The sequence below is a fragment of the Sphaerisporangium sp. NPDC005288 genome (assembly GCF_040607475.1).
In the GTDB taxonomy this organism is placed as follows: domain Bacteria; phylum Actinomycetota; class Actinomycetes; order Streptosporangiales; family Streptosporangiaceae; genus Sphaerisporangium; species Sphaerisporangium rhizosphaerae.
In genome coordinates this window covers 74,552-100,336 of the sequence record NZ_JBEXGT010000039.1, presented here as the reverse complement: position 1 = coordinate 100,336, position 25,785 = coordinate 74,552, and the positions used below count along the sequence as shown (strand labels likewise).

Annotated in this window: 24 protein-coding genes; 13 read left to right on the top strand and 11 right to left on the bottom strand. The window is 73.1% G+C overall.

Annotation, left to right across the window (positions count from 1 at the left end):
- The coding region (locus ABZU32_RS30710; protein WP_354927474.1) for an endo-1,4-beta-xylanase at positions 1-1,230 on the bottom strand (1,230 nt) is incomplete at its 3' end.
- Positions 1,231-1,744: 514 nt separating this feature from the next.
- Here ABZU32_RS30710 and ABZU32_RS30705 point away from each other — a divergent pair.
- Positions 1,745-2,332, top strand: coding sequence for a TIGR00730 family Rossman fold protein (locus ABZU32_RS30705; protein WP_354927472.1), 588 nt, complete (start codon positions 1,745-1,747; stop codon positions 2,330-2,332).
- Between the two features lie 12 nt (positions 2,333-2,344).
- On the opposite strand, the gene ABZU32_RS30700 is transcribed toward ABZU32_RS30705, so the two are convergent.
- The gene (locus ABZU32_RS30700) at positions 2,345-2,629 is read right to left on the bottom strand and encodes a hypothetical protein (protein ID WP_354927470.1); all 285 of its coding nucleotides are present in this window, start codon (positions 2,627-2,629) and stop codon (positions 2,345-2,347) included.
- 154 nt (positions 2,630-2,783) lie between these two features.
- Here ABZU32_RS30700 and ABZU32_RS30695 point away from each other — a divergent pair, with 154 nt between their 5' ends.
- Together ABZU32_RS30695 and ABZU32_RS30690 are read left to right on the top strand one after the other, a co-directional pair.
- A complete protein-coding gene (locus ABZU32_RS30695; RefSeq protein ID WP_354927468.1) occupies positions 2,784-3,587 on the top strand; it encodes a hypothetical protein in 804 nt (267 codons plus the stop codon).
- Positions 3,577-4,134, top strand: a complete 558-nt coding sequence (locus ABZU32_RS30690; RefSeq protein ID WP_354927466.1) for a DNA-3-methyladenine glycosylase I — start codon at positions 3,577-3,579, stop codon at positions 4,132-4,134. Before ABZU32_RS30695 ends, ABZU32_RS30690 begins: the two co-directional genes overlap by 11 nt.
- Before the next feature lie 14 nt (positions 4,135-4,148).
- Here ABZU32_RS30690 and ABZU32_RS30685 read toward each other — a convergent pair whose 3' ends face one another.
- Both ABZU32_RS30685 and ABZU32_RS30680 read right to left on the bottom strand, forming a co-directional pair.
- Complete coding sequence (locus ABZU32_RS30685; RefSeq protein ID WP_354927464.1) at positions 4,149-4,961, bottom strand: enoyl-CoA hydratase-related protein; 813 nt, start codon at positions 4,959-4,961, stop codon at positions 4,149-4,151.
- Positions 4,961-5,785, bottom strand: a complete 825-nt coding sequence (locus ABZU32_RS30680) for a PaaX family transcriptional regulator C-terminal domain-containing protein (RefSeq protein WP_354840401.1) — start codon at positions 5,783-5,785, stop codon at positions 4,961-4,963. The genes ABZU32_RS30685 and ABZU32_RS30680 overlap by 1 nt, the downstream gene beginning before the upstream one ends.
- Positions 5,786-5,928: 143 nt before the next feature.
- Here ABZU32_RS30680 and ABZU32_RS30675 point away from each other — a divergent pair, with 143 nt between their 5' ends.
- Together ABZU32_RS30675 and ABZU32_RS30670 are read left to right on the top strand one after the other, a co-directional pair.
- Positions 5,929-6,096, top strand: a complete 168-nt coding sequence (locus tag ABZU32_RS30675) for a DUF3117 domain-containing protein (RefSeq protein ID WP_114033903.1) — start codon at positions 5,929-5,931, stop codon at positions 6,094-6,096.
- Between the two features lie 105 nt (positions 6,097-6,201).
- Positions 6,202-7,641 (top strand): leucyl aminopeptidase, encoded by a 1,440-nt coding sequence (locus ABZU32_RS30670; protein WP_354927462.1) that lies wholly within the window; start codon positions 6,202-6,204, stop codon positions 7,639-7,641.
- A gap of 107 nt (positions 7,642-7,748) precedes the next feature.
- Here ABZU32_RS30670 and ABZU32_RS30665 read toward each other — a convergent pair whose 3' ends face one another.
- Positions 7,749-8,399, bottom strand: coding sequence for an O-methyltransferase (locus tag ABZU32_RS30665; RefSeq protein ID WP_354840405.1), 651 nt, complete (start codon positions 8,397-8,399; stop codon positions 7,749-7,751).
- Between the two features lie 187 nt (positions 8,400-8,586).
- Between ABZU32_RS30665 and sigE the strand changes: the two genes are divergently transcribed.
- From sigE to ABZU32_RS30645, 4 genes are all read left to right on the top strand, one after another.
- A complete protein-coding gene (sigE, locus tag ABZU32_RS30660) occupies positions 8,587-9,246 on the top strand; it encodes an RNA polymerase sigma factor SigE (protein ID WP_354840408.1) in 660 nt (219 codons plus the stop codon).
- Complete coding sequence (locus ABZU32_RS30655) at positions 9,243-9,770, top strand: anti-sigma factor (RefSeq protein WP_354840411.1); 528 nt, start codon at positions 9,243-9,245, stop codon at positions 9,768-9,770. The genes sigE and ABZU32_RS30655 overlap by 4 nt, the downstream gene beginning before the upstream one ends.
- A gap of 227 nt (positions 9,771-9,997) precedes the next feature.
- Positions 9,998-11,722, top strand: coding sequence for a trypsin-like peptidase domain-containing protein (locus ABZU32_RS30650; RefSeq protein WP_354927460.1), 1,725 nt, complete (start codon positions 9,998-10,000; stop codon positions 11,720-11,722).
- A 119-nt stretch (positions 11,723-11,841) separates the two neighbouring features.
- Entirely contained in the window at positions 11,842-12,237 is a 396-nt protein-coding gene (locus tag ABZU32_RS30645; protein ID WP_354840417.1) for a sec-independent translocase, read from the top strand.
- A 197-nt stretch (positions 12,238-12,434) separates the two neighbouring features.
- On the opposite strand, the gene ABZU32_RS30640 is transcribed toward ABZU32_RS30645, so the two are convergent.
- From ABZU32_RS30640 to ABZU32_RS30630, 3 genes are all read right to left on the bottom strand, one after another.
- Positions 12,435-13,574, bottom strand: a complete 1,140-nt coding sequence (locus ABZU32_RS30640) for an Mrp/NBP35 family ATP-binding protein (RefSeq protein ID WP_354927458.1) — start codon at positions 13,572-13,574, stop codon at positions 12,435-12,437.
- Between the two features lie 272 nt (positions 13,575-13,846).
- Positions 13,847-14,350: a DUF1003 domain-containing protein gene (locus tag ABZU32_RS30635; RefSeq protein WP_354927456.1), complete on the bottom strand. Its 504-nt coding sequence runs from the start codon at positions 14,348-14,350 to the stop codon at positions 13,847-13,849.
- Positions 14,340-15,632 carry a CBS domain-containing protein gene (locus ABZU32_RS30630; protein WP_354927454.1) on the bottom strand — a complete coding sequence of 431 codons (1,293 nt, stop codon included), beginning with the start codon at positions 15,630-15,632 and terminating at the stop codon, positions 14,340-14,342. The genes ABZU32_RS30635 and ABZU32_RS30630 overlap by 11 nt, the downstream gene beginning before the upstream one ends.
- A gap of 143 nt (positions 15,633-15,775) precedes the next feature.
- Between ABZU32_RS30630 and ABZU32_RS30625 the strand changes: the two genes are divergently transcribed.
- Positions 15,776-16,798, top strand: coding sequence for a DMT family transporter (locus ABZU32_RS30625; protein WP_354927452.1), 1,023 nt, complete (start codon positions 15,776-15,778; stop codon positions 16,796-16,798).
- Positions 16,799-17,198: 400 nt separating this feature from the next.
- On the opposite strand, the gene ABZU32_RS30620 is transcribed toward ABZU32_RS30625, so the two are convergent.
- Positions 17,199-17,768, bottom strand: coding sequence for a biotin transporter BioY (locus ABZU32_RS30620; RefSeq protein ID WP_354927450.1), 570 nt, complete (start codon positions 17,766-17,768; stop codon positions 17,199-17,201).
- A gap of 144 nt (positions 17,769-17,912) precedes the next feature.
- Between ABZU32_RS30620 and ABZU32_RS30615 the strand changes: the two genes are divergently transcribed.
- On the top strand, positions 17,913-18,854 hold the full coding sequence (locus tag ABZU32_RS30615; protein ID WP_354927448.1) for a CoA ester lyase: 942 nt from the start codon (positions 17,913-17,915) through the stop codon (positions 18,852-18,854).
- A gap of 15 nt (positions 18,855-18,869) precedes the next feature.
- On the opposite strand, the gene ABZU32_RS30610 is transcribed toward ABZU32_RS30615, so the two are convergent.
- Positions 18,870-19,454 (bottom strand): DUF6529 family protein, encoded by a 585-nt coding sequence (locus ABZU32_RS30610; protein WP_354840437.1) that lies wholly within the window; start codon positions 19,452-19,454, stop codon positions 18,870-18,872.
- Between the two features lie 120 nt (positions 19,455-19,574).
- The gene (locus ABZU32_RS30605) at positions 19,575-20,273 is read right to left on the bottom strand and encodes a hypothetical protein (protein WP_354927446.1); all 699 of its coding nucleotides are present in this window, start codon (positions 20,271-20,273) and stop codon (positions 19,575-19,577) included.
- Between the two features lie 382 nt (positions 20,274-20,655).
- Here ABZU32_RS30605 and ABZU32_RS30600 point away from each other — a divergent pair, with 382 nt between their 5' ends.
- Both ABZU32_RS30600 and ABZU32_RS30595 read left to right on the top strand, forming a co-directional pair.
- Complete coding sequence (locus tag ABZU32_RS30600; RefSeq protein WP_354927444.1) at positions 20,656-21,855, top strand: CPBP family intramembrane glutamic endopeptidase; 1,200 nt, start codon at positions 20,656-20,658, stop codon at positions 21,853-21,855.
- A gap of 263 nt (positions 21,856-22,118) precedes the next feature.
- Positions 22,119-25,775 (top strand): hypothetical protein, encoded by a 3,657-nt coding sequence (locus tag ABZU32_RS30595; RefSeq protein WP_354927442.1) that lies wholly within the window; start codon positions 22,119-22,121, stop codon positions 25,773-25,775.
- The last annotated feature ends 10 nt before the right edge of the window (positions 25,776-25,785 follow it).

Genomic DNA, 25,785 nt, shown 5'->3' with positions numbered 1-25,785 from the left:
CTGGCCGTTGCAGTCCCACAGCTGGACGCCGGTGCCGTCGGTGGTGGAGGCGTTGGGCACGTCCACGCATCGCCCGGACGCGACACCCCTGATCGCGCCGTTGCCGCCGCCGCCAGGTCCGGTGGGAGTAGGCGTCGCGGTCGGCGTCACCGTGGGCGTCACCGTGGGCGTCGGGGTGGGGTTGGGAGTGGCCGAGTTGAGGGCGTTGAGGACCGAGGTGTAGGCGGCCTTCTTGTTGCCGTTGCCGTCGAACAGCAGCGCGGTGGCGCCGGAGCCGAGCCAGGAGTCGGTGTCACGAACACCCCACACGGTGATGCCGACGCAGCGGGACACCGCAAGGCAGTCGTTGGTCACCGACTGGTAGGTGCTGGCCGAGCCGCCCTGGATGTCCAGCTCGGTGATCGCCACGTCCACGCCGAGGGCGGCGAAGCTGGAGATCGTGGTGCGGTAGTTGCTGTTGTAAGGGCTGTTGCCGTTGAAGTGCGACTGCAGACCCACGCAGTCGATCGGCACGCCGCGCGACTTGAAGTCGCGGACCATGTTGTAGACGCCTTGGGTCTTGGCCCAGGTCCAGTTGTCGATGTTGTAGTCGTTGTAGCAGAGCTTGGCGGCGGGGTCGGCGGCCCGCGCGGTGCGGAACGCCACCTCGATCCAGTCGTTGCCGGTCGACTGCAGGTTGCTGCTGCGCCGCCCACCGGAGTTGCCGTCGGCGAAGGCCTCGTTCACCACGTCCCAGTAGGCGATCTTGCCCTTGTAGTGGCCCATCACGCCGTTGATGTGGTTGATCATCGCGTTGCGCAGGTTGCTGCCCGACATGCCCTGCATCCAGCCCGGCTGCTGGTTGTGCCAGGCCAGCGTGTGGCCGCGCACCCGCTTGCCGTTCTGCACGGCCCAGTTGTAGACCCGGTCACCGGCGCTGAAGTTGAACTGGTTCTGGTTGGGCTCGGTCGCGTCGATCTTCATCTCGTTCTCGGCCGTCACCATGTTGAACTCACGGTTCGCGATGGTCGTGTACGCCGAGTCACCGAGCTTGCCCGAGGCGATGGCCGTACCGAAGTACCGCCCGCTCTGCGCCGCCGCCGCACCCAGCGTGCTCGCCGCGGCGTCGGCCGGGCCCGGCAACGTCAGCGCCGCGACCGTGCCGAGCACGCCGAGAGCGCCGGCGAGCGCGACCCGAAGCCCCTTGAGCGGTCGCTTGGTTCCGGTGGGGGGTAGGGCGTTTGTGCCCATGCCTGAACCTCCATGAGTTACTGAATCAGGAAGAAGCGGGGAAGCCGCGCGAGCGGCGTGGCCGGCGGGATCGACGCCGCGTCCCGTCGCCGGAACGCACACCACCGAGGCGTCGCGGACGGCGTCCCTCGTCGCAGCACCACCGAGCTGGCAGGAGGAGGCCGCCTCGGGGAGTCAGTCTGGAAACCTGGCCGAAACAAGTCAAGGCCATCGCGAAACTTTCGGATTCCCTGAAGTTCGCATATGCGCTCTGACCTCGGTTATAGCGGTCTGAAAATTGCGGTCGCATCGGGCCGGGGAACGACATCGGGGTGTAACTTTCATCACCGCCCTCGCGAAGCCGGGTGCGGTGGCGGCCATAACGGCAGATGAGTCCCTCCGCCGCGTTCGCCGGCCGTCGCGCGCCACGCCCTGGGGCCTTGACTGCGCGTTCCGGCTCGTATTTGCTCCGCCCAACCACCACCTCGACCGATCCGACCGAGAAGGAGGCGCGATGTAAGGTGACGCCGTGGCAATGGCGATTTGTGTGTTCTGCGCGTCCAGCCAGAAGATCGATCAGAAGTACCTCGACCTCGCGGAGGAGGTCGGGACCGAGCTGGCCCGCAGGGGGCACACCCTTGTCAGCGGCGGAGCCACGGTCTCGTGCATGGGCGCGATCGCCGGCGCCGCCCGCCGGGCCGGCGGGCGCACGGTGGGCGTGATGCCCCAGGCGCTGGTGGACCTGGAGATCGCCGACACCGACTCCGACGAGCTGATCATCACGGGCGACATGCGGGAACGCAAGGGGACCATGGACGCGCGCTCGGAGGCGTTCCTGGTGCTGCCCGGCGGCATCGGCACGCTGGAGGAGCTCTTCGAGATCTGGACCGCGCGCGTGCTCGGCCTGCACGACAAGCCGCTGGTCATCCTGGACCCGTGGGGCCTGTACGAGCCGCTGCGCCGCCTGGTCGACGGCATGTACGAGCAGGGGTTCACCCGCCCGAACGTCTTCGACGCCATCTCCTGGACCACGACGGTCACCGAGGCCCTGGAACACCTGGAGAAGCCCGCGCTGCCCCTCACCCCCCACCCCGACGAGATCGGCGAGTCGGCCACCGGCTGACCGGCCCCCCGTTCAGGCGAGGCCGCGGCGGGCCAGGGCCGGGGGACGCCTGCCGGCGAGCGACTCGGTCATGTCCACCGCGCGCCGCACCTGCTCCTCGTGGTCGGTGCGGAAGACGCGGGCCCCCAGCCAGGCGAACACCGCCGCCGCGGCGAGCTGGGCGGTCTCGTCGCCCGACAGGGTCACCACGACGGTGCGCCCGGCGCCGGCGAGCCGCTCGACCTCGGCGGCCGACCGGGCCACCGCCCAGGAGGGGTCGAGCGGGCGGTCGGAGCCGGTCACGAGCACGGGCGTCATGCGACCGATGCTGCCATACCGGTGCCGCCATACCGGTGCCCCATGCCGGTCGCCTCACCCGGCGGGCCACTCCGAGCAGCCCCTCCGCTGATGCGTGGCGGCGTACGGGATCAACAAGGCGCGCTCAAAGGCACCCATGTGGCACGATTCGTATGTGCTGGTCCTTCTCGCTGTCGCCGCGATCGCCGTGCTGTACTGCGTGGTCATCGTCTCGCAAGGGCGCGGCGGCGAGCTGACGGAGTTCGCCCCCGACGTCCCGCCCCTGGAACTGCCCACTCCGCGGCAGCTCACGGCCGTCGACTTCATGGCGCTTCGGCTGCCGATGAGCCTGGTCGGCTACCACACACAGACGGTGGACGAGACGCTGCAGCGGGCCGCGGTGGCCATCGGCGAGCGTGACACCCACATCGCCGTGCTGGAGCAGCGCGTCGCCGAACTGCTGGCGGGGCGCGTCCAGGCCCGTCAGGAGGCGCAGACGCGGCCGTCCTGGGCGCCCGCCCCCGAACCGGGGCCGGTCAGGACGGGCCAGGGGCTGGCCGCCGCGCCGCACCCCCTCGGCGAGTCCGAGACGCTGTCCTCCGGGCCGGAGGGCCCGTCGCGGTACGACGGCGCCACGGGGCCCCGGGTGATCGCGACGTCGGAGCCCATCGCGATGCCGGAGGAGTATCCCGCGCCGCCGAGGACCTTCTCGGGCCTGACGGCCCGCCCGCTGGACGAGCGGCCGGCGGAGGAGGGGACCGCCTCGGGGCTGGGCAGGAGCTCACCGGACCCCGAGTCGGGCTCGAAGCACCACCGGCCGCCCGCGCCGGAGGCGCCGCGGGACGCCGGCGCCGCCGCGCCCGAGCCGGACGGCGAACCGCCCGCAGGGCACGGCGCCCCAGGCGGTGACACCGCCACGGCGGACGACCGCCCCGAGTCCACCGGCCAGAGCGGTAACCTCGACGTTCGTGGAACCTGAGCTCATCAGATGCGGCTGGGCGACCAGCGCTCCGGACTACATCTCCTACCACGACGATGAATGGGGCCGGCCGGTCCGCGGCGATGACCTGGTGTTCGAGCGGCTGACGCTCGAAGGCTTCCAGTCGGGCCTGTCGTGGCTGACGATCCTGCGCAAACGCGAGAACTTCCGCAAGGCGTTCTCCGGGTTCTCCATCGAGGCGGTCGCCGCGTTCGGCGAGGCCGACGTGGAGCGGCTGCTCGCCGACGCGGGCATCATCCGCAACCGGGCCAAGATCGAGGCGGCGATCGCCAACGCCCGCGCCGCCGCCGCGATCCCCGGCGGGGTCTCCGAGCTGGTCTGGCGCTACGCCGACCCCTCCTCGCCCGCGCCGCGCACCCTCGCCGACCTGCGGCCGACCACGCCCGGCTCCACGGCCCTGGCCAAGGAGCTCAAGCGCCACGGCCTGCGCTTCATCGGCCCGACCACGGCCTACGCGCTGATGCAGGCCATCGGCCTGGTCAACGACCACATCGCCGACTGCTGGGTGCGCGACGGCATCGCCTGAGAACGGCGGGGGCGTCAGCGGCCCTCGTAGACGGGCCGCTGCTTGGCGAGGAACGCGTGGGTGGCGCTGTGGTGGTCCTCGGTCTTGGCGCAGGCGTCCTGCAGGTCGGCCTCCATCGAAAGGGCGTCCTCCAGGGGTTGCGCCCCGGAGAAGTCCAGGGCCTGCTTGATGGCGCCGTACGCGAGCGTGGGGCCCTGCGCGAGGCGCACGGCCAGGTCACGGGCGCTCCGCGCCAGCTCCTCGGCCGGCACGACCGAGGTCACCATGCCGAGCCGCGCCGCCTCGGCGGCGTCCACGGGGTCGCCCAGCATCAGCAGCTCACGCGCCTTGGCCGCTCCGACCAGACGAGGAAGGGTCCACGAGGCGCCGGAGTCGGGGCCGAGGGCGATGGCGCTGAAGGCCATCGCGAAACGGGCGTTCTCGGCCGCGACCCTGAAGTCGCACGCCAGCGCCAGCGACACGCCCGCGCCCGCGGCGTAGCCGTTCACCGCGGCCACCACCGGCTTGCCCATGCCGGTGATCGCCAGGACGATCGGGTTGTAGTGGGCGCGGACGGTGTCGTCCAGACCGGCCCCGGCCGCGAGGTTCTCGGCGTGCTCGCGCAGATCCTGGCCGGCGCAGAACCCGCGCCCGGCGCCGGTGAGCAGCACGGCGCGCACGTCCGCCTCGTCCCGGGCGCGTTCGAGCGCTTCGAGCAGGGCCGCCTTCATCACGATGGTCAGGGCGTTCATCGCGTCGGGACGGTTGAGCGTGATCGTCGCGACACCCTGCTCGACGGCGTAGAGCACCTGCTCGCCGCCGGGCCGCGCGTCCATCGGCTGCTCCATCAGTGGACTCCTTTGTCCAGGTTGCGGTCGACGAAGGCGGCGGCCGCCGGGAGCAGCCGGGCCGCCTCCTGTTCGAAGTAGGCACGGGCCTTGTCGCCCGGCCAGGCGGGCGGGAGGAGCTCGGCCGGCAGGCCGGGATCGCGGAACAGGAAGTTGCGCCATCCGTGGACCAACCTGCTCCGCGCGGCGAAGATCTGGTCGTCCGGGGCGTCGCACGAGACGGCCCCGACCAGGTCGGCCGCCTGCCCCATCCACTCCTCGTAGGCCCGCGCGATGGCGCCCAGGTCCCACGCGCGGGCCACCAGCTCGCGCGGGTCACCGTCCAGAGTGCTCACGAAGCGGTCGGCGCGGACCCGCTGCTCCTCCAGCAGGGCATCCAGCTCCGGCGAGGCGCGCGGCCCGACCCAGGTGGTCTCGCACAGGGGGGCGTAGCCGAGGAAGGCGAGGTCGGCACGCAGCCGCTCGCGCCTGGCCCGGTCGCGCACCGGCTGGAAGACCAGCACGTGCCACCGGCCCGGCCACACCGCCGAGCCCGTGCGGTAGATGCGCGAAGCGGCCTCGTCCAGGCGGCGCAGGCACTTCGGCGTGAGCGCGTACCCCGGCCCCTGGGCGAGCCGGACGGGGGTGAGCCAGTCCTGCCGCACCATGCGCGAGATCGCCGTGCGGACCGCCGGAGCGGCGATGTCGAGGGGGGCCAGCAGCCGCACCAGGGCGGCCACGGACGCCCGTCCGGAGCGGATGCGCAGGTGGTCGCCGTAGAGGTCGAAAAGCGCGGCGCGGGCGTTCACATAGACCAGTTTGATCGGCCGCAGGGCCCCGGACAACGCATTCTGGGAGGAGATCGTTACCCATGCGCGCTCGCGAGGCGGGATAATGGGACGTCACAGAAGACGTGAAAGCGGCGGGCGGCCGGACGCGCACACGAGCGCGGCGGTGTCGTCCGGCCGAGGCAGGAAGGGATACACGCATGGCGGCGATGAAGCCGCGGACTGGCGACGGTCCGCTGGAGGTCACCAAGGAAGGACGGGGCATTGTCATGCGGGTCCCTCTGGAGGGTGGCGGCCGGCTCGTCGTCGAACTCTCACCGGACGAGGCCAGAGCCCTTGGCGACGCTCTGAAGAACGTCGTCGGCTGACATACCCCTGATACGACCCATCGACACAGGCGACTTGACGGCCCCGGCGGCCGGGTCAGACCCCCACGCCGGGGCTGTCGCACTTTCCAGGCCGGGGAGGCCACCATGCCCATCGAGACCGAGCTGAGCTTCGTCGACTCGCCCGCGCAGGACGCCGACCTGTTGGCGGTGCCGTTCGGGAGCGAACTCACCGCCGAGGTGGAACTGCCCGTGCCGGTCCCCGCCCTCCTCGTCCACCACGACGCCAAGGGCGAGCCCGGCGAGGTCGTGGAGGTGCCGGTCTCGCACGGCGACGCGGTGCGGCGGGTCCTGCTGTACGGCATCGGCGACGGCGGGCCGCGAGCCCTGCGCAAGGCCGGCGGCGTGCTCGCCCGGCGGGCCCGGGGACGCCGGGCCATCGACATCGCCCTGCCCCCCGGCGCCGGTGAGGCGGGCTGGGCCGCCCTGGCCGAGGGAGCGCTCTTGGGCTCCTACACGATGCGCATCGGGGCGGTCCGGGCCAGGGCCGTCGAGGAGATCCGCCTGTCGGGCCCCGAACGGGCCCGCGCGGCCGTCGAGCGCGCCGAGGTGACCGCCCGCGCCACGGCCCTCACCCGCGACCTGGCCAACACCCCGTCCTCGGAGAAGAACCCCGCCTGGCTGGCCGCCCGCGCCGCCGAGATCGCCGGGCGCGAGGGCCTCGCGGTCAAGGTGTGGGAGCCGCGCGAGCTGGCCGAGGGCGGGTTCGGCGGCATCCTGGCGGTGGGCCAGGGGTCGGTGAGCACGCCGCGGCTGATCCAGCTCTCCTACGAGCCCGAGGCTCCCGCGGGCCCGCACATCGTGCTGATCGGCAAGGGCATCACCTTCGACAGCGGCGGGTTGTCCCTCAAGCCGACCGAGGGCATGAAGTTCATGAAGACCGACATGGCGGGCGGCGCCGTGGTGATCGCCGTGCTCGGGGCGCTGCGCCGGCTCGGCGTGCAGGCGCGCGTCACCGGCCTGGTCGCCGCCGCCGAGAACATGCCCTCGGGCAGCGCGCAGCGGCCCGGCGACGTGATCACCCACTACGGTGGCCGAACGGTGGAGGTGCTCAACACCGACGCCGAGGGAAGGCTCGTGCTCGCCGACGCCCTGGCCTATGCCGACGACGTGCTGGAGCCCGACACCGTCATCGACCTGGCCACGCTCACGGGGGCCGTCGGCATCGCGCTGGGACGCGACATCGGCGCGGTGTACTCCACCGGCGACGACCTGGCCAAGGAACTGCTGGAGGCGGGCGCGAGGTCCGGCGAGGCGCTGTGGCGGATGCCGCTCATCGACGAGTACCGCGCCGCGCTCGACTCCGAGATCGCCGACCTGACCAACGTGGACTCCGCGAACAAGTACGGCGGGGGCTCCATCACCGCGGCGCTGTTCCTGCGCGAGTTCACCGGCGGGCGGCGCTGGGCCCACCTCGACATCGCCGGCGTGGCCCGCACCACCGCGGACGACGGGGTCTTCACCAAGGGCGCGACGGGGTTCGGCGCCCGCCTGCTGCTCGACTGGTTCACCGCGCACTACGCCTGAACCGGGCCGGCCGCCGGCCACGCCTCAACCGGGTCGACCGCCGGCCACGCCCGGACCGGGTCCACCGCGCACCACGCCTGAGCCCGGCCCGCCGCCCGTGCCCGCCGTCAGTTGGCGATCTTGACGGCGGCCAGGAGGCCGTCGCCCAGCGGCATCATCAGCGCGCGCAGCCGGTCGTCCGACCTGATCAGCTTGCCCAGCTCGCGGATCGCCACGGTGTCCGGGTCGCGCTGCGCCGGGTCGGCGACCCGGTTGTGCCACAGCGCGTGGTCGAAGGCGACGATGCCGCCGAGCCGCAGCAGGCGCACGGCCTCCGCCAGGTAGTCGCCGTACTCCTGCTTCGCGGCGTCGCAGAACACCATGTCGTAGCCGCCGTCGGCCAGGCGCGGCAGCACGTCCAGGGCCCTGCCGCCGATCAGGCGCACCCTGCTGCCGGAGAAGCCGGCCTCCGCGAAGGCGTGCCGTGCAAGCCTCTGGTGCTCGGGCTCGGCGTCGACGCTGGTCAGCGTGCCGTCGGGACGCATGCCGCGCAGCAGCCACAACCCCGAGACGCCGCAGCCGGTGCCGACCTCGACCACGGACCTGGCGCTGATCGCCGTGGCGAGGAAGCACAGGGCCGCGCCGCCGCCGGGCAGGATCGGGACGGCGCCCACCTCCATGCCGCGCCGTCTCGCGGCGCTGAGCACCTCGTCTTCGGAATGGAACTCCTCCGCGTAGGCCAGCGTGGCCTCCACCGGACTGGTCGGCGTCGGGGCCATCGGCCTCTCCTCCCCGCCTTCGCCGTGGCACGTATTGGTCGCAGCCTAGGGGAGTCGGGGCCGAACGGGAACTCACGCCACAACGGGTACGTTGCACGCTTTGAACGACCTTTGTTCAAGGCCTTCGAAGAACACGGTCCGGCCTCAATGGCCGGTGGGTACGCAGGAAGGGACGAAAGCAGGCACTATGGCTGTAGCGGTGGTCCCGGAGAGAGGAGTGCTGGTGGAGGACAACCACCAGGCCGATACTCCCGACAGTGCGTCGCCGGGGAGCGATCCCCGGCTACCCGACGGAGGTTGGACGCCTCCCACATGGGAGGAGGTCGTCCGCGCCCATTCGGCGCGCGTCTATCGCCTCGCCTACCGGCTGACCGGCAACGTCCACGACGCCGAGGACCTCACGCAGGAGGTCTTCGTCCGGGTGTTCAGGTCGCTGTCGAGCTACACGCCGGGCACCTTCGAGGGCTGGCTGCACCGCATCACGACGAACCTGTTCCTCGACATGGCGCGGCGCAGGCAGCGCATCCGCTTCGAGGGGCTCGGCGACGACGCGGGGGAGCGTCTGCGCGGCCGCGAGCCGTCCCCGGCGCAGGTGTACGACGACGCCCAGCTCGAACCGGACATCCAGGCGGCGCTCGACTCGCTGCAGCCGGAGTTCCGCGCCGCGGTGGTGCTCTGCGACATCGAAGGCCTGTCCTATGAGGAGATCGCGGCGACGCTCGGCGTGAAGCTGGGCACCGTCCGCAGCCGGATCCATCGCGGTCGCAGCCAGTTGCGCGAGGCGCTCGAGCACCGTGCGCCCCGTCGCGACGAACTCCCCCCGACCGTCAGCAGGGAGGGAGCATGAGCCATCTCGGAGAGCGCGCCTCAGCGCTGATCGACGGAGAGCTCGGCCACGCCGAGCGCGAGCGCGCCCTGGCGCACCTGACGTTCTGCGCGGACTGCCGCGCGGAGCTGGACGCCATGCGGGCGCTCAAGAGCCGTCTCAGGTCACTCGAACCGCCCGCCGTGCCGGCGGACCTCACCATGTCCCTGCTGCGGATGTCCGAGCCGGGGGGCCCCGTCCCGCCGCGCGTGCGTCCCTTTCCCACTCCGTCGTACTCGCTGAACGGCGCCCCGGCCGACAACCGGCCGGGCCGCCGCGGCGGCTTCTCTGGGCCGGGACGGCAGGCGGGCGGCCGCCGCGCCGGGTACGTCGCGGTCGGCGTCGCCTCGGCGGCCGTCGCGCTCGGCACCTTGTTCATGGTGGGCGGCGTGAACAACCGGCCGCCGGCGCCGCCGGTGGAGATGTTCGCCAACCAGCACCGGGCGACCGCGCCGGCCGGCCAGGTCGTGCCCGGAAGGGGCGTCACGCCCACCAGCCACCCCTGACGCCCGGCCCGCGCAGGGCCGCGCCGTCAGGCCGGGAGCCGGTCCCGTGCGGGCCGCTCCCGGCGCTGTAGTGGCTCCAGAGGCCGGTCAGCGAGCCGTCCGGTCTACGTCACGGCCGGGGCGGGCATACGATCGGAGGGACCCGTCAGGGCGTTTACGGCGCTCGTATGCGGTCTGAGCGACAATCTGTCGTAGCCACGTAGACCGGCCTCGGGAGTGAGCCTTCGATGACCGACGAGACACGTACCTTCGACAGCGGGGACGTGGCCACTCCACCCCAGCGGTCCGGGGATGGCTCGACATCGGAGTCTCCAGGCGGCGGCATGCGGGTCAGGCCCGAGTTCCTGCCCGCGTCCGACGCCTGGCCGTCCGGCGAGCCGGGGCGCGACCCGTTCGCGGGTGAGCACTCCGGCCAGGGGCGTGAGGCCTCCACCGCCCAGTACGGGGCGCAGGGGCGCGATCCGTTCGCCGCCGAGCCCGGCGCCCCGGCGCGCGACCCGTTCACCGCCGAGGGCGGCACCATGGCGTTCGGGGCCGAGGGCCACCGGCCGGCCCCGCACTCCGGTGACGCCACCGGACTGATCCCCTTCGCCGCCGAGGGCAGGCGGCCCGGTGACGACTCCGCCTCCGGGTGGGGCAACCCCGCCGGCGGCCCGCTGCCGCCCTCGCCGGGAGGCCCTGGAGGTCCGGGAGGCCCTGCGGGCTTCGGCGGCCCCGGCGGCTTGTACGGCGCGCCGCCGCCCCCGCCTCCGCGCGGCGCCTACGGCATGGGCCCCGGCTGGGCGCCGCCGCCCGGCGCGCCGCCGGCCGAGACCGGCGGCTCCGGCTCGCGCGGCCCGCGCACCGGCGTGCTGGCCACCCTCGCCGTCGTCATCGCGCTGGTCGCCTCGATTCTCGGCAGCCTCGGCACCTACCTGCTCACCCGGTCCGGCGGCTCGGGCATCAACCCCTCCTACAGCCTCGGCACGCCGAGCGGCGTGGTCGTCAACCGTCCTCCCGATTCCGTGGCCGGCGTGGCCTCGAAGGTCCTGCCGAGCGTCGTCTCCCTCGAGGTGCGGGGCAACAGCGAGGCGGGCACCGGCTCGGGCTTCCTGATCAAGGGCGGGTACATCGTCACCAACAACCACGTGGTGGCCGCCGCGGCCCAGACCGGCACCATCAAGGTGACCTTCAACAACAAGAAGTCCACGACCGGCACGATCGTCGGGCGCGACCCGAGCTCCGACATCGCGGTGGTCAGGCCGGCCGACACCTTCGGCGCCCCCGAGATCTTCCTGGGCAACTCCGACCGGGTCGTCGTGGGCGACCCCGTCATCGCGATCGGCTCGCCGCTCGGGCTGTCCGGCACGGTCACCACGGGCATCGTCAGCTCCCTCAACCGCCCGGTCACCGCCGGCGGCGAGAGCGGCTCGGAGTCGTCGTTCATCAACGCCATCCAGACCGACGCGGCGATCAACCCCGGCAACTCGGGCGGCCCGCTGGTCAACGCCGCGGGCGAGGTGATCGGCGTCAACTCGGCCATCGCGACGCTCGGCAACTCCTCCTTCGGCGGGCAGAGCGGCAGCATCGGGCTCGGGTTCTCCATCCCGGTCAACCACGTCCGGCGCATCGCCGAAGAGCTCGTCACCACCGGCACCGCCAAGAAGTCCCGCATCGGCGTCTCGATCGACGAGAACTACACCGGCGAGGGCGTCCGCATCGCCGCCACTCCGCAGGGCGGCCAGCAGCCGGTCACCCCCGGCGGCCCGGCCGACAAGGCGGGGCTCAAGCCCGGCGACGTCATCCTCTCGGTCGACGACACCCCGGTGACCCAGCCGTCGGAGCTGATCGTCACCATCCGCAGCAAGGCGCCCGGCGACAAGGTCACCATCAAGTACCAGCGGAACGGCAGCGAGCGCACCACCACCGTGACCATCGACGCCGTGCCCGTCCCGACGCCGCAGCCGTCCTGATCGGCGTCGGCTCATTGCGCCCCATGCCGGGTCACGCATTACTCTGGGAAGAACCATGTCGCCGTCGGACGAACCCGGCCGACGCCAGGCGTGGGCGTAGGAAAGCGTAGGAGATCACCGTGTTCGGACTCGGCTGGCCTGAGGTCTTGGCACTCGTGGTCATCGCCCTTCTCGTCTTCGGGCCCGAGAAGCTGCCCCAGGCCGCCGCCCAGGCGGGCCGCACGCTGCGGCAGATCCGCCAGATGGCCAACAACGCCAAGAGCGACCTGCAGGAGAACCTCGGTCCCGAGTTCGCCAACTTCGACCCGACCGACCTGCATCCGAAGAACTTCGTCAGGAAGCACCTGCTCCAAGATCTCGAGGACGACTGGAACCGGCCGGCCGCGGACCACACCCCCGGCCAGAGCGAGCCGTACACCGACGCCTACGGCGGCACGGCCGACGTGTACGCCACCACGGCCGGCGACGAGCTCGGTTACGGCGAGATCCCCCCGTACGACGCCGAGGCCACCTGAGGCGCGACGCCGAGGCCGCCTGAGCCTGTGACGCCGGGCCATCTGGCCGGGTGGTGTCCGAGGCCGCCGCGACGGCGAGGCCTGTCCGAGCCGCACGACATGCCGAAGGGCCGCCCCCGAGACCGGGGACGGCCCTTTCGCGTGTCCGTCGTAGGACGGGCCCTCCCGGTCGCCGAGCGGCCGGAAGGGCGGGTCGCTCAGCGGCCGGACGGGGACAGGCCCAGTTGCAGGCCCTTGAGGCTGCTGGACCGCCTGCTCAGGCCGTCGGCGATGCGCCGCAGCTCGGTGGCGGCGGGGGAGTCGGGGTCGGTGAGCACGAGCGGCTTGCCCTCGTCGCCGCCCTCGCGCAGGCGCAGGTCGATCGGCACCTGGCCGAGCAGCGGGACGCGCGTGCCGAGGGTGCGGGTGAGGCCGTCGGCGACGGCCTGGCCGCCGCCCTCGCCGAACACCGCGATGCGCTCGTCGCAGTGGGGGCAGGGCAGCCACGCCATGTTCTCGATGACGCCGGCGATCTGCTGGTGGGTCTGCGAGGCGATGGACCCGGCGCGCTCGGCGACCTCGGCCGCGGCCTGCTGCGGGGTGGTCACGACCAGGATCTCGGCGCTGGGCATGCGCTGCGCCACCGAGATCGCGATGTCGCCGGTGCCCGGGGGAAGGTCCATCAGCAGCACGTCCAGGTCACCCCAGTAGACGTCCGCGAGGAACTGGTGGAGCGCGCGGTCGAGCATCGGGCCGCGCCACACCACCGGGCTGTTGCCCGGGGGCTTGAACATGCCGACCGAGATGACCTTGATGTCGTGGGCCACCGGCGGCATGATCATGTCTTCGACCTTGGTCGGCCGGTCGCTCACGCCGAGCATGCGGGGGACGGAGTGCCCGTAGATGTCGGCGTCCACGACGCCGACCTTCAGGCCCGAGGACGCCATCGCCGCGGCCAGGTTGACGGTGACCGACGACTTGCCGACGCCGCCCTTGCCGCTGGCGACGGCGAAGACGCGGGTGAGCGAGCCGGGCTTGGCGAAGGGGATCTCCTTCTCGGGGCCCCGGTTGCCGCGCAGGCTCGTCTGCAGGGTCTTGCGCTGCTCGGCGCTCATGACGTCCAGCTCGACCTGGACGCCGCTGACGCCCTCGACCTTGGAGACGGCGGCGGTGACGTCGCGGGTGATCGTGTCGCGCATCGGGCAGCCGGCGACGGTGAGGTAGACGCCGACCCGCACCACCCCGTCGGGGGAGATATCGACGCTCTTGACCATGCCGAGGTCGGTGATCGGCCGGCGGATCTCCGGGTCGTTGACCGTCGCCAGGGCGGCCGTCACCAAATCTGGGGTGGGTGCCATGGATCCATGCTACGAACCCAGGGCCGATCCGACGAACTCCGCCTCTCCTGTAACGGATGGTGGTGATCGGCGAGGACGCCGCGGCGGCTTCACGCGGCCTTCCGGGACGACCGCGCGACGTCCATGGTGACGGAGATCACTCGCGCGGGAGCGGGCCCCGGCGGGCCGGCGGGGCCGGGGAGCACGGCTCGTGGCGCACACCGACCGGCTCCGCGACGCGACGCGGTCGCGCGCGTGCACTGCTCCCGCTGAGCGCCTACTGCCGCTGAGCCCTACTCCCGCTGAGCGCCGCCGGCGCCGTCGGGACGGGCCGGGGACTCGAGGATGTCCTCCCGCAGGTGTTCCAGCTCGCCCCTGATGTAGTCGCGGGTCGCCAGCTCGCCCAGCGCCAGGCGCAGCCCGGCGATCTCCCGGGTCAGGTACTCCACCTCGGCCTGGTTGCGCTCGCCCGCCAACCGGTCCTGCTCGCCCTGCACGCGGTCGCGGTCGGCCTGGCGGTTCTGCGCCAGCAGGATCAGCGGGGCAGCGTACGACGCCTGCAGCGACAGGATCAGCGTCAGGAAGATGAACGGGTAGGGGTCGAACGCCAGGTTCCCCGGGGCCAGGGCGTTCCAGAGCACCCACACGGCGATGAACCCGGTCATGTAGACCAGGAAGCGGGCCGTGCCGAGGAAGCGGGCGATCTGCTCCGACAGGCGGCCGAACGCCTCGGGGTCGTAGTGCGGGCGGATGGTGCGGCGGATCTCGCGGGGCTGGTCCAGCCGGTTAACCGCCACCGCCCACCTCCCGCGCCTGGCCGCCGCTCGCCCCGGGGAGGCCGTCCCCGTTCGGCTCGCGTTCGTCGCGCTCGCGCCAGTCCGGCGGCAGCAGGTGGTCCAGCACGTCGTCGACGGTGACGGCGCCCACCAGCCGGCCCAGCTCGTCGACCACCGGGGCCGCCACCAGGTTGTAGGTCGCCAGGTAGGACGTCACCCCCGGCAGGGACAGGTGCGGCCTGATGGGGTCGATGCTGCTGTCGATCGCGCCGCCCACGAGCGAGGACGGCGGCTCGCGCAGGAGCCGCTGGAAGTGCGCCACGCCCAGGAACTTGCCGGTCGGGGTCTCGCTCGGCGGCCGGGCGACGTAGACCTGCGCGGCGACGGCCGGAGTGATGTCCTGGCGGCGCAGCTCGGCGAGCGCCTCGGCGATCGTCGCGTGCGGCGGCAGCACGATCGGCGTGCTGGTCATCATGCCGCCGGCGGTGTTCTCGGCGTAGGTCAGCAGGCGCCGGACCGGGGCCGCCTCGCGGGGCTCCATGCGGGCCAGCAGCGCCTCCGCCTGCGCGGCCGGCAGGTCCTGCAGCAGGTCGGCCGCGTCGTCGGGGTCCATGGCGGCCAGCACGTCCGCCGCGCGCTCGGCGTCCAGCCGGCTGAGGATGCCGATCTGGTCGCGCTCGGGCAGCTCCTCCAGCACGTCGGCGAGCCGCTCGTCCTCCAGCGCCGAGGCGATCTCCGCGCGCCGCTTGTCGGGCAGGTGGCGCAGGGCGTTGGCCAGGTCGGCGGGGCGGGTCTCCTCGAAGGCGGCCAGCAGGCCGGCCGCGCCCTGGTCGGCCTGCGCCACGCCGAACCCGGTGACGTCCGACCAGCCCACGACCAGCGTCTCGCCGCGCCGCCGCCGCAGTCCGCGGCCCGCCGCGCCGCGCAGCACCGCGACCTTGGTGATGAGCCACTCGCCGGTCCTGCTCTGCTCCATGGCCAGGTCGAGCACGGTGACCTTCTCGCCGGCGAGGTCGACCGACAGGTCGAGCAGTTCGCCGATGGCCAGGGACTCGGTGGAGTGCTTCTCGAAGCGCCGCAGGTTGATCGTGCCGGTGAAGATCACGGCGTCGGCCTCGATGCTGCGAACCCGGGTGATCGGCAGGAACACCCGGCGGCGTGGCTGCACCTCGACGACCAGGCCGTGCACGCGGGGCGCGTCGTTTGGGCGCATGGCCACCACGACGTCCCTGGTCCGGCCGATCTGGTCGCCCGCGGGGTCGAACACCGGGGTGCCGGCCAGCCGGGCGACGAAGATCCTCACCTACCGCAGCGTACGAGGTCGCGGCACGCGCGCCGCGCCCGGCCCCCGTAAAAGCCGTCTCAACCTACGGTCGCACCTTGATCCCGCCGGACGCCATGTGACAGGATCAAAAGCATCTGACGGTCATTACAGGACGGTGGCGTATGAGAGGCGGAGTGCTCGCCATAGCGGTCGGGTCGGCCACGTGCTTCGGGTTCTCCGGCTCGATGGCGAAACTCGTCGGCCTGGGCGGCCTGACGCCCCTGCAGGCGGTGTGGGTGCGCATGGCGGGCGCCGCGCTGCTGCTGGCCGCGATCCTCGCCGTCTTCCGGCCGCGGGCGCTGCGCGTCCCCAAGGGGCGTCGCGGCTTCTTCACCGCCTACGCCCTGATCGCCGTCGCCGGGGTCCAGGCGCTGTTCTTCCTGGCCATCACCCGGCTGCCGGTCGGCGTGGTGCTGCTCCTGGAGTACGCCTCGCCCGTCCTGGTCGTCTGCTGGGTGCGGCTGGTCCGTCGCGTGCGGCTGCCACGCGCCGCCTACGCGGGGGCGGTGGTCGTCCTCGCCGGCCTCGGCGTCGTGGTGGAGGTCTGGCACGGGATGGCCCTGGACGGCGTCGGCCTGCTGCTCGGCCTGATCGCCTCGGCGTGCTGCGCCGGGTACTTCCTGATGAGCGACGGCTACGGCGACGACGTCGACCCGCTCGGGCTCATCGCCTGGGGCATGGCCGGCGCCGCGCTGGTGCTCGCGCCGCTCGCCCGGCCCTGGGAGGTGCCCTGGAGCGCCTTCGGGACGAGCGTCACCGTCAACGGCCGCACCATCCCCGTGCTCGCCGCCGCGCTCTGGCTCATCGTCGTCGCGACCGTCCTGGCCTACGTCACCGGCGTCACCGCCGTGCGGCGCCTGTCGGCCGCCATCGGGTCGACCGTGTCGTCCCTGGAGGTGGTCGCGGGCGCGGTGATCGCGTGGGCGCTGCTCGCCGAGCGGCTCGGCGCCGCGCAGATCATCGGCGGCGCGATCGTCCTCGGCGGGGCGCTGCTGGCTCAGACCGCCACGTCGGGCGTCAGCCGCACGATCGAGGCGCCCGAGGCCGCCCACCGGCCCGCCAGCCCCGTCGCGTCCGAGGCGTTGAGCCGTTCCTTGACCAGGGCCGCCAGCGCTCCGGCCTCGGTCTCCGACGGCGCCGACTGATCGACCGGCGCGACGTCGGCCTCGAAGGAGACCAACTCGGCCCCGTTGTCCTTGCTGCGCAGCGTCACCCGCACGCGCGAGGACTCGGCGAGGCCGGGAAGCGCCTGCTCCCCGCCGCCGGTGACCAGGTAGATCGCGCCGTCGTGCCAGACGTGCCACGCCAGCCGGTCGCGGCCCGCCAGCGAGACCCACAGGACGCCCGACTTCTTGGCGCCCTCTTCGATCAGCGAGAGACTCATACCTCGCAATCTACGGCCGGGGTCCCGTGCCGTCCCACACCCCCGGGCGCCCGCGGTCGCGCGGGCGCCCGAGGAGTTCGCCGGCTCAGCGGCTCAGCGGCTGGGCGGGCTCACAGAGCTCAGCGGCTCGTGTGGCTCAGCGGCTCATGTGGCTCGCCGGCTCAGCGGCCGGCGAGCTTCCAGGCCGCGGGGAGCAGGCCCGCGGCCGCCACGACCTTGATCGCGTCGCCGATCAGGAACGGCACCACACCGGCGGCGAAGGCGGCAGGGAAGTCCATGCCGGTGGCCACCATCAGCCACGGCAGGCCGACGGAGTAGATGAGCACCGTGCCGAGCGTCATCGTCGCGAGGGTGCGCGCCGGGGTGCGGTCGCCTCCCCGGCCGGCGAGCGCGCCGACGACCGAGGCCGCGAGGATGAAGCCGACGACGTACCCCAGCGTGGCGTTGCCGCCCGAAGAGGCGAACCACGGCACCCCGAGCTGGCCGATCAGCAAGTACAGCGACATGCCGAGGAAGGCGCGGGGCAGGCCGAGCGCCGCGCCGGCCAGCAGGACGGCGAAGGTCTGCAGCGTCAACGGCACGGGGGTGCCCGGCAGCGGGATGCTGACCTGCGCCGCGAGTCCGGTCAGACCCGCCGCCCCCACGACCAGCACGACATCCCGAACCAGCTTTCCGGGGATGAGATCGGACAATACGGCGGGCCGAAGCGCCGCAGAGGCATCAGAAGCCATGACTATCTCCCTTACCGAGGCTATCTACGTCATTGTCCGTACAAACACTCGGAAATCGGTACAGGATCCGTGCCAACAACGGGTCCCCCCCTTTGTGACCGGCCCACAGCGGGCCGAGGAGGCCGGGGAGGCTAGCGTGTGCGCATGCGTTCACGTCGTTCGTGCCTCGCGGTGCCCGGCAGCAACACGCGTTTCCTGGAGAAGGCGCAGGGCCTGCCGGCCGACGAGGTCTTCCTCGACCTGGAGGACTCCGTCGCGCCGCAGGCCAAGGAGCAGGCCCGCAAGAACGTCGTCCAGGCCCTCCGCGAGGGCGACTGGTCGGGCAGGACGCGGGTCGTGCGGGTGAACGACCTGTCCACCGCCTGGACCTACCGCGACGTGATCGACGTCGTCGAGGGCGCCGGGGACGTGCTCGACTGCCTGATGCTGCCCAAGGTCGAGGACGCCGTCCAGGTCGCCTGGCTCGACCTGCTGCTCACCCAGATCGAGAAGGCGGCCGGGCTGCCGGTCGGGCGCATCGGCGTCGAGGCGCAGATCGAGAGCGCCCGCGGCCTGGTCAACGTCGACGCCATCGCCGCCTCCTCGCCGCGCCTCGAGACGCTCGTGTTCGGCCCGGCCGACTTCATGGCCTCGATCAACATGAGGAGCCTGGTCGTCGGGCGGCAGCCCCCCGGATACACCGAGGGCGACGCCTACCACTATGTGCTGATGCGCATCCTGATGGCCGCCCGTACCTTCGACCTGCAGGCCATCGACGGCCCGTACCTGCAGATCAAGGACCTCGACGGGTTCCGCCTGGCCGCCCGCAGGTCGGCGGCGCTCGGCTTCGACGGCAAATGGGTGCTCCACCCGACGCAGATAGAAGCGGCCAACGAGGTCTTCTCCCCCTCACAGGAGGACTACGACCACGCCGAGCTGATCCTCGACGCCTACGAGCACGCCACGACGGTGGACCGCCGCGGCGCGGTGATGCTCGGCGACGAGATGATCGACGAGGCCTCCCGCAAGATGGCCCTGGTCATCGCCGCCAAGGGCCGCGCCGCCGGTCTTCCCCGCACCAAGGCGTTCGAGCCCCCCGCCTCCTGACCGCGCGGCGCCGGCTCAGAAGGTCACGCCGAACGTCGTGAAGAACCAGAACGACGAGGTCAGCCAGAGGCCGGTCAGCGCGGCGAAGGCCAGCCCGCCGAGCAGGGGCAGCGTCCAACCCGGTAGGTCGCGCTTGGGCAGCGAGAGCATCTTGGCGACGAACACCCCGTAGAAGAACGAGCCCAGCAGCGAGTGGACCAGCACCCGCGGCACGTCGAACTGCGCGCCCAGGGCGTACAGGCAGTGGAAGGCCACCGGCACCGACACCAGGAAGGCCGCGCGGCCCGACCAGCGGTGCAGCGTGCCGGTCCAGGACGGGGCCCGCAGGCCGGGGATCCTGCCGTACATCGCGAGCGCCGAGACCAGTTGGACGATCGCGAGCACGAACGCGGCGGTCGCCAGCCACGACTTCATGGCCTGGGCGCCGGAGAAGCCGGCCAGGCCCACGGCGTATCCGGTCGGGGTGTGCGCGCGCCCGTAGACGCCGAGGGCGACGGCCACCAGTCCGCCGACGATGAGGGGGACGAGGTAGGGAGCGGAAACGGAAACCCGCACGGGCGGGTCCTGCCGCTGAACGGGAGGAAGATCGGGGACGGTCATGGCGGGCGTTCCTTGTCGTGAGGGAGATCGTCTGTCCCGGCGGCGACCGGCGGTCGTACGAACGCGCGGGTCGTCCCGGTAGGGGCTGGTCGGAATCGGCGGTCGTCGGGGTCGGCGGCGTCAGAGGGTGTCGATGAAGGCGTCGGTGTCCTCGGGGATCAGTCGCGTGCCGCCGACGGTCACCGGGGAGCCGGGGGTGAGCCTCGGAGCGGCCTGCGCCGCGTCGCCGACGTCCACCAGGCCTACCTGGCGGCCGCCGGGCAGGACGATCCAGCCGCCGACGACCTTGGCGCCGCGGACGACCGCGGTCGCGCGGTACAGGCCCGACGGCTTCTTCACGAGCGGGGCGGAGAAGCGCCACTTGGCCTTGCCGACCTGAAGCCTGCCCTGGGCCTTCCCGCCGCCGAGCGCAGCGGTGATCAGCGAGCCGCCCTTGCCCGTCAGGGTGAGCGTGTTGTTCTCGGCGGTGCCCTTGAGCCACGACTCGATGCGGCCGTCGCAGAAGTAGGCGACCGCCTTGCCGTTCTTGATCGAGACCGCCACCAGCCCGCCGTTGCCCTGGGCGACGCCCGCGTACTCGGCGCGCTTGGGGGTGGGGTCGGCGGGCTCGGCCGAGGGAGAGGCGGACGCGGTCGCGGCGGCCGTCTCGCCGGGCTCCGGAGCGACCGAGGTGGTCGCCTTGGCGACCGGGGCGCCCGCGGAGGCGGAGGAGGCGGAGGCGTTGTCGGTGCGCGGCATGGTCTGCGCGCTCAGGACGCCGATCCCGAGGGCGAGGACCACCCCCGCGCCGAGCGTTTGAAATGGCCCTGGCCTTTTCATGATCTACTCCTGAAGGATGTCGGGTTGTCGCATGCAGCATCGATCCTGGGCACGGCGGCGTCTATGAAGAAATGCGCACAACGGTTGCCAGGATCGAGAGGTTCTCCCAGAGCGCCGGGCGACCGCCGGGCGGTGAGAGGGTGCGAGGACAATGACGTATATGCACGACCCGTCACAGGCGCACCAGCCACAGCCGGAATCCGGGTCCACGGGCCAGGAGCCTCCGCCCGCCGACCGGCCGCCCCACCGGCACCCCGCGCCCGGGAACGGCCCGGCCCCCGCCCAGGGCACACCGGCCCAGAGCGCGCCCGCGCCTGCGTCCGGCACACCGGGCGAAGGCGACCCTGTGAACGATGCCGGCACACCGGGCGAAGGTGACCCTGTGAACGATGCCGGTGCGTCGGGTCAGGGCGGTCCCGCGTACGGAGCCGGCGCGTCGGGGGAGGGCGGCCCTGTCCGGGACGACGGCGTGCCGGGGGAGGGCGGGCCGTCGCAGCGGCCGGCCGAGCCGCCGTCGTCGTCGCAGGGTGATCGGTGGCATCAGCCCGGCCCGCCGGCGGGAGGTGATCCGCGGTACCGCCCCGGGTCGCCGCCCGAGGGGGTTCCGCCCTACTACCCGGGTCCGCCGGGCCATCCGGGCGGCCCGCAGGCGTGGCAGGGGCCGCCGGAGCCGGCTCCGTGGGCCGTCCCGCCGTACTGTGGCGCGCGCTATGACCACCTGGCGCGTAACGCGGCCCACCGCTGGTGGCGCCCGATCGTGGGGACGGCCATCATCGCCATCGCCTTCATGGGCGCGGGCCTGGTCGTGATCTTCGTCGGAGTGGTCGTCGCCGAGTTCACCGGCGTCCCCGTTCTCATGTCGGACGACCGGCTCTTCGGGCAGCCGGTGTTCGAGCTGGCCGTCCTGCTGCTGTCGATCGCGGTGGTCCTGCCGGTGGTGTTCCTCACCGCGTGGCTGGTCCAGCGCCGGCGGCCGGGGACGCTCTCGTCGGTGGCCGGGCGGCTGCGCTGGCGGTGGCTGCTGCTGTGCGTCGGGGTGGCCTTCGGGGCGCTGATCCTCGGACAGGCCGCCATGATCGCCACGTACGCCGTGACCGGGGAGGACATCGGCGCCCTGTTCGGCTGGGCCGGGTGGGGCCGCTTCCTGCCCGGGCTCGTGGTCATCCTCCTGCTGGTGCCCTTCCAGGCCGCGGCCGAGGAGTACATGTTCCGGGGCTGGGTGATCCAGGCCTTCGGCGCGTACGTGCGGACGCCGTGGCCGGGCATCCTGCTGGGCGCGGCCCTGTTCACCTCGCTGCACGCCTACACCGACTGGGGCATTCTCGACGTGTTCAGCTTCGGTGTGCTGATGGGCTGGCTGGCGGTGCGCACGGGCGGCCTGGAGGCGCCCATCGCGCTGCACGTGGTCAACAACGTCCTGAGCTTCCTGCCGGCCGCGGCCGCGGGCGAACTGGAGGGCGCGATGCGGCAGGGCGCGGTGCCATGGCAGGCCCTTTCCGGCACCCTGGTCCAGTTGACCTTTTTCGCGGTTGTCGTCGTAATAATCGCCCAAAAGCGGGCAATTCAGGCTGTCGCTCGATAAATCTGACTAGAGAGGTCTCGCCAGAATGCCCCTCGGCGTGTTGCCCTAAAGATGTGCGGGCCGGTGGTCGGCCCCAGGGAGGTGCGCGGTGCCGGCGAGGGCGAGCAGCGGCCATGGTTCTGTCCCGTTATGTGATCACCGGGCAGGGTTTGGGTATCGGTACGATCGCACGTGATCCGTTGCACGGGCGACGGATGCGCTGGAGTCCGGTGGAACGGTCCCAATATGCGGACCGAACGCCGGGGTAGCCTGCCGACGAGGAGGTGCTGAGCGTGGTCTCGGGCCCCCACGACCCGCGCTCGTCATGGCGGCCGGCGGACGACGACGCCGACCGCGACGTCACGCCACACCCTTCCAGGCCCCGCCAGGCCCGGACTTCTCCCCACGTTCTGCACCACTCCCCGCCGGGGCCGTCCGACTCGCCTTCGCGCGGCCTGCCCCTGGACTCCCCGTGGGCCCTGCCGCCCTTCGGCGCGCCGACCCCGGACGAGCGGCCCCCGGCGGACGATGACGACGAGCGCGCCGAGGCGTCCAGGCCGTCCTCGGCGGGCCGCCATCCCTACGCGCGGCCGTACGGGGGCGGAGCCGCCGAGCCGCGCCACAGCGCCGGCCGGGCGTCGCCGGAGCCGCCGGTGGAGACCTCCTCCGCCTGGGCCCCCGAGGCCCCCTCCCCGCGCGGCGTCCCGTCCGAGCACACCCTCCAGTACGACTACGACGCCCATCCCGAGTACAGCGCCGAACCCGGGTACGGCGCCCAGCGCGACCATGGCGCCCGCTCCGACTACGGCGCTCCGGCCGATTCCGACTACGGCACTCCGGCGGAGCCCGACTACGGCGCTCCGGCGGAGTACGAGCACGAGGTGGCGCGGGCGCAGGACGAGCCGGCCTGGCCGCCGCGCCGCATCGTCGACCGGCCGGACAAGCTGGTCGCCTCCGGGCCCCCGCGCACGCCGTCCAGCGGGCCGCCGGCGCAGGGGATCTCGCGGGATCTGCCGGAGATCCGGGTCGAGCCCAGCATCCCGGCCGAACCCGAGGACGAGCCCCGCGCCCCGCGCCGACCGCGCTCCCACGGCGCCCCGTCCCCAGGCGCGCCCCAGCAGAGCGACCCGTACGCGCCCGGTGACCCGTTCCCGCGTGACCCGTACGCGACCGGCGGCGCGTCCGAGAGCGACCCGTACACGCCCGGTGACCCGTTCCCGCGCGACCCGTACGCGGCCGGCGGCGCCTCCCAGAGCGACCCATACGGGACCGGCGACCCGTTCCCGCGGGATCCGTACGCGACCGGCGGCGCGTCCGGGAGGGACCGGTACGCGACCGGCGGGTTGTCCGCGCAGGGGGATCCGTACGCGGCCTACGACGACCCCCACGCTTCCGGCGATCTCTCTGATGAGGCCGCCACGGCGGGTGACCCCTACGCGCCCGGCCACGGGGCTCACGACGTCCCGGCGTTCGGCGCGCAGCCCGAGGAGCGCATCGGCCGGCCTCCCGCGGAACGGACGGTGCCGCCCGACGTCCTGGTCGCCTCCGGCCCGCCCCGGTCGCGCGGCGGGCGCGGCCGCCACCACCGCGACCAGCCCGCCCCCCGGACTCCGCGCCCGACCCGCCGCCCCCGGTGGCGTGGCCGGGGACGCGGCCTGCTGACCCCGATCTTCGTGGTCGTCGTGCTGCTCGCGGCTGCCGGCCTCGGACTGGTGATCGTCAACTGGGTGAACTCCCCGGCCAGTTCAGGACTGCGGCTGGCCGCGGGCGACGGCGGCTCGGGCGACCAGGCGTTCGTGGCCCCGCCGGGCGTCAGCGGCAACGGCTCCAGCCAGGTGCTCAACGCCGTCACCTCCGTCGGCTCGACCGTCGTCGCGGTCGGCAGCGACACCACCAGCCCGGTGCCGAGGCCGCTGTTCCTGGTCTCCTCCGACCGCGGCAGGACCTGGCAGCTCGGCCGGGTGAGCGGCGCCACCGGCTACCAGCCCGCCGGGTCGGCCGGCCTGGTCACCGGCGGAGAGGGCCGCTGGCTCGCCGCGGGCACCGAGGTGCCCGGCGCGGCCGGGGTCAGGGGCATGTGGACCAGCACCGACGGGCGTTCGTGGACGGCCGTCGACCCCTCCCGGCTGTCGGCCTTCTGGAGCGGCGACCGGATCACCGACCTGGCGCGCACCGCCGGCGGCTTCGTGGCCGTCGGCTCCACGACCTTGACGGACGGCGGCAGCGGCCCGGTGGCCTGGGTCTCGCCGGACGGGCTCGCCTGGAGCCGCGTCGACACCGGCGAGATCGGCGCCACCGACAAGGTGCGCGCCATCCGCGCCGTCGTGGCCAGGGGGGACGCCGTCGTGGCGCTCGCCGACCCGGGCAAGGGTGACACGACCTCGGTCATCCTGCGCTCCCCCGACGGCGGCAGGACATGGCTGCGCACCGCCGCCGCGCTGCCCGGCGTCCGCCCGGAGCCCGGCGCGCTCGCGGTGACCGGCAAGGGGTTCCTGCTGGTCCCGACCCTGCAGAAGTCCGGCGCGGGCGAGGTGCGGGTCTACTGTTCCGAGCTCGGGGACGAGTGGCGCCAGTGCGGGGTGATCGGCGGGCTCGGGCGCGAGGCGACCGGCGTGCGCGGCCTGGCCTCCTCCGCGGCGGGCGTCGCGGCGGTCGCCGAGTCGGGCTGGGAGAGGTACGCCGTGTTCACCAGCACCGACGGCGAGAGCTGGACCGAGAGCACCGACCTCGGCCAGATCCCCGGCACCCTGCGGGGCCTGGCGATCACCGACGCGGGCACGCTGGTGGCGGCCGGCGACCAGCGGTCCGGCGGCCTGGACAACCTGCCGGTGCTGATGATGGCCGGCAAGGGCGAGCCCGCCGCCCCGGTGCCGCTCGCGCAGATCAGCGGGCTCACCCGCTCGGCTCGCGAGACCACCGCGCTGGTCACCGCCGGGGAGTCGTTCGTCGCGGTCGGCTCGGTCAAGGGCGACGCCGGCATCTGGACCAGCGCGACCGGGCAGAGCTGGAAGCCGGTCGCCTCGCCGGCACTGGGAGGGGCGGGCCGGCAGGCGTTCAACGACGTCGTCCACGGCCCCCACGGCTGGCTCGCGGTGGGCAGCACGACCGCCGACTCGGCGTTCGTCCGTCCGCTGCTCGCCACCTCCAGCGACGGCAGAACCTGGCGCGCGGGCCCCGAGTCGCCCGCGCTCGGGGCCTCCGGGCGGTACGCCGTGGTCCCGCGCGTGGTCGCGGCCGGGCGGAAGGGCTACGTCCTGGCCGGTGACGACAGCGGTCCCGGCGGCGTGGTGGCCGCCCTGTGGTTCTCGCCCGATCTCAAGCGCTTCTCGCGGGCCGCGCCGCAGAGCCTCCCGGCGGGCGGCGCCGACGTGCGCGTCGAGGACATCGTCGCCACGGGCGACGGCTACCTCGCGGTCGGCGGGTCGGGCGCGGCGGGCCGCACGTCCGGGGTGGTCTGGTCGTCGCGTGACGGGCTGAACTGGACGGCGCGCAAGCGGGTGATCCCCGAGGGGGCCCGCTCGGCGAGCCTGCGCAGGGTCGTGGTGCACGATCAGCGCATCGTGGCGGTGGGCGGCGCGACCGACGACAAGGGTGTGGAGCGGCCCTTCGCGGCCGTCTCGACCGACGACGGTGTCACCTGGGCGTACTCCTGGCTGCCTGCCGACGCGACGGCGACCGTGCTCGATGTCGCGGCATCCGGTGACGGGCTGGTGGCCGTCGGCTCCTACGGGCCGCCGGCCACCGAGGACAGCGCGGTCTGGACGTCCCAGGACGGCACCGACTGGCAGCGGCACACGCTGACCGGCGACGGCATGACCGGGGACGGCGCCCAGTGGCTCGGCGCCATCGCCGTCGACGGCGACCGCGTCGTGGCCGTCGGCCGCTCGACGACCTACACCTCCGACCACCTCACCTTGTGGCGCACCTCCTTCAGCCGCTGACCTCCCGTCC

Excerpts from the sequence above, each read along its gene's own strand:
- ABZU32_RS30670 (WP_354927462.1), top strand. The coding sequence starts at position 6,202 with ATGCCCATCGAGACCGAGCTGAGCTTCGTCGACTCGCCCGCGCAGGAC.
- ABZU32_RS30615 (WP_354927448.1), top strand. The coding sequence starts at position 17,913 with ATGCGTTCACGTCGTTCGTGCCTCGCGGTGCCCGGCAGCAACACGCGT.
- ABZU32_RS30625 (WP_354927452.1), top strand. The coding sequence starts at position 15,776 with ATGAGAGGCGGAGTGCTCGCCATAGCGGTCGGGTCGGCCACGTGCTTC.
- ABZU32_RS30685 (WP_354927464.1), bottom strand. The coding sequence starts at position 4,961 with ATGGAGCAGCCGATGGACGCGCGGCCCGGCGGCGAGCAGGTGCTCTAC.
- ABZU32_RS30655 (WP_354840411.1), top strand. The coding sequence starts at position 9,243 with ATGAGCCATCTCGGAGAGCGCGCCTCAGCGCTGATCGACGGAGAGCTC.
- ABZU32_RS30605 (WP_354927446.1), bottom strand. The coding sequence starts at position 20,273 with ATGAAAAGGCCAGGGCCATTTCAAACGCTCGGCGCGGGGGTGGTCCTC.
- ABZU32_RS30650 (WP_354927460.1), top strand. The coding sequence starts at position 9,998 with ATGACCGACGAGACACGTACCTTCGACAGCGGGGACGTGGCCACTCCA.
- ABZU32_RS30610 (WP_354840437.1), bottom strand. The coding sequence starts at position 19,454 with ATGACCGTCCCCGATCTTCCTCCCGTTCAGCGGCAGGACCCGCCCGTG.
- ABZU32_RS30640 (WP_354927458.1), bottom strand. The coding sequence starts at position 13,574 with ATGGCACCCACCCCAGATTTGGTGACGGCCGCCCTGGCGACGGTCAAC.
- ABZU32_RS30705 (WP_354927472.1), top strand. The coding sequence starts at position 1,745 with ATGGCGATTTGTGTGTTCTGCGCGTCCAGCCAGAAGATCGATCAGAAG.
- ABZU32_RS30675 (WP_114033903.1), top strand. The coding sequence starts at position 5,929 with ATGGCGGCGATGAAGCCGCGGACTGGCGACGGTCCGCTGGAGGTCACC.
- ABZU32_RS30665 (WP_354840405.1), bottom strand. The coding sequence starts at position 8,399 with ATGGCCCCGACGCCGACCAGTCCGGTGGAGGCCACGCTGGCCTACGCG.
- ABZU32_RS30620 (WP_354927450.1), bottom strand. The coding sequence starts at position 17,768 with ATGGCTTCTGATGCCTCTGCGGCGCTTCGGCCCGCCGTATTGTCCGAT.
- sigE (WP_354840408.1), top strand. The coding sequence starts at position 8,587 with ATGGCTGTAGCGGTGGTCCCGGAGAGAGGAGTGCTGGTGGAGGACAAC.
- ABZU32_RS30700 (WP_354927470.1), bottom strand. The coding sequence starts at position 2,629 with ATGACGCCCGTGCTCGTGACCGGCTCCGACCGCCCGCTCGACCCCTCC.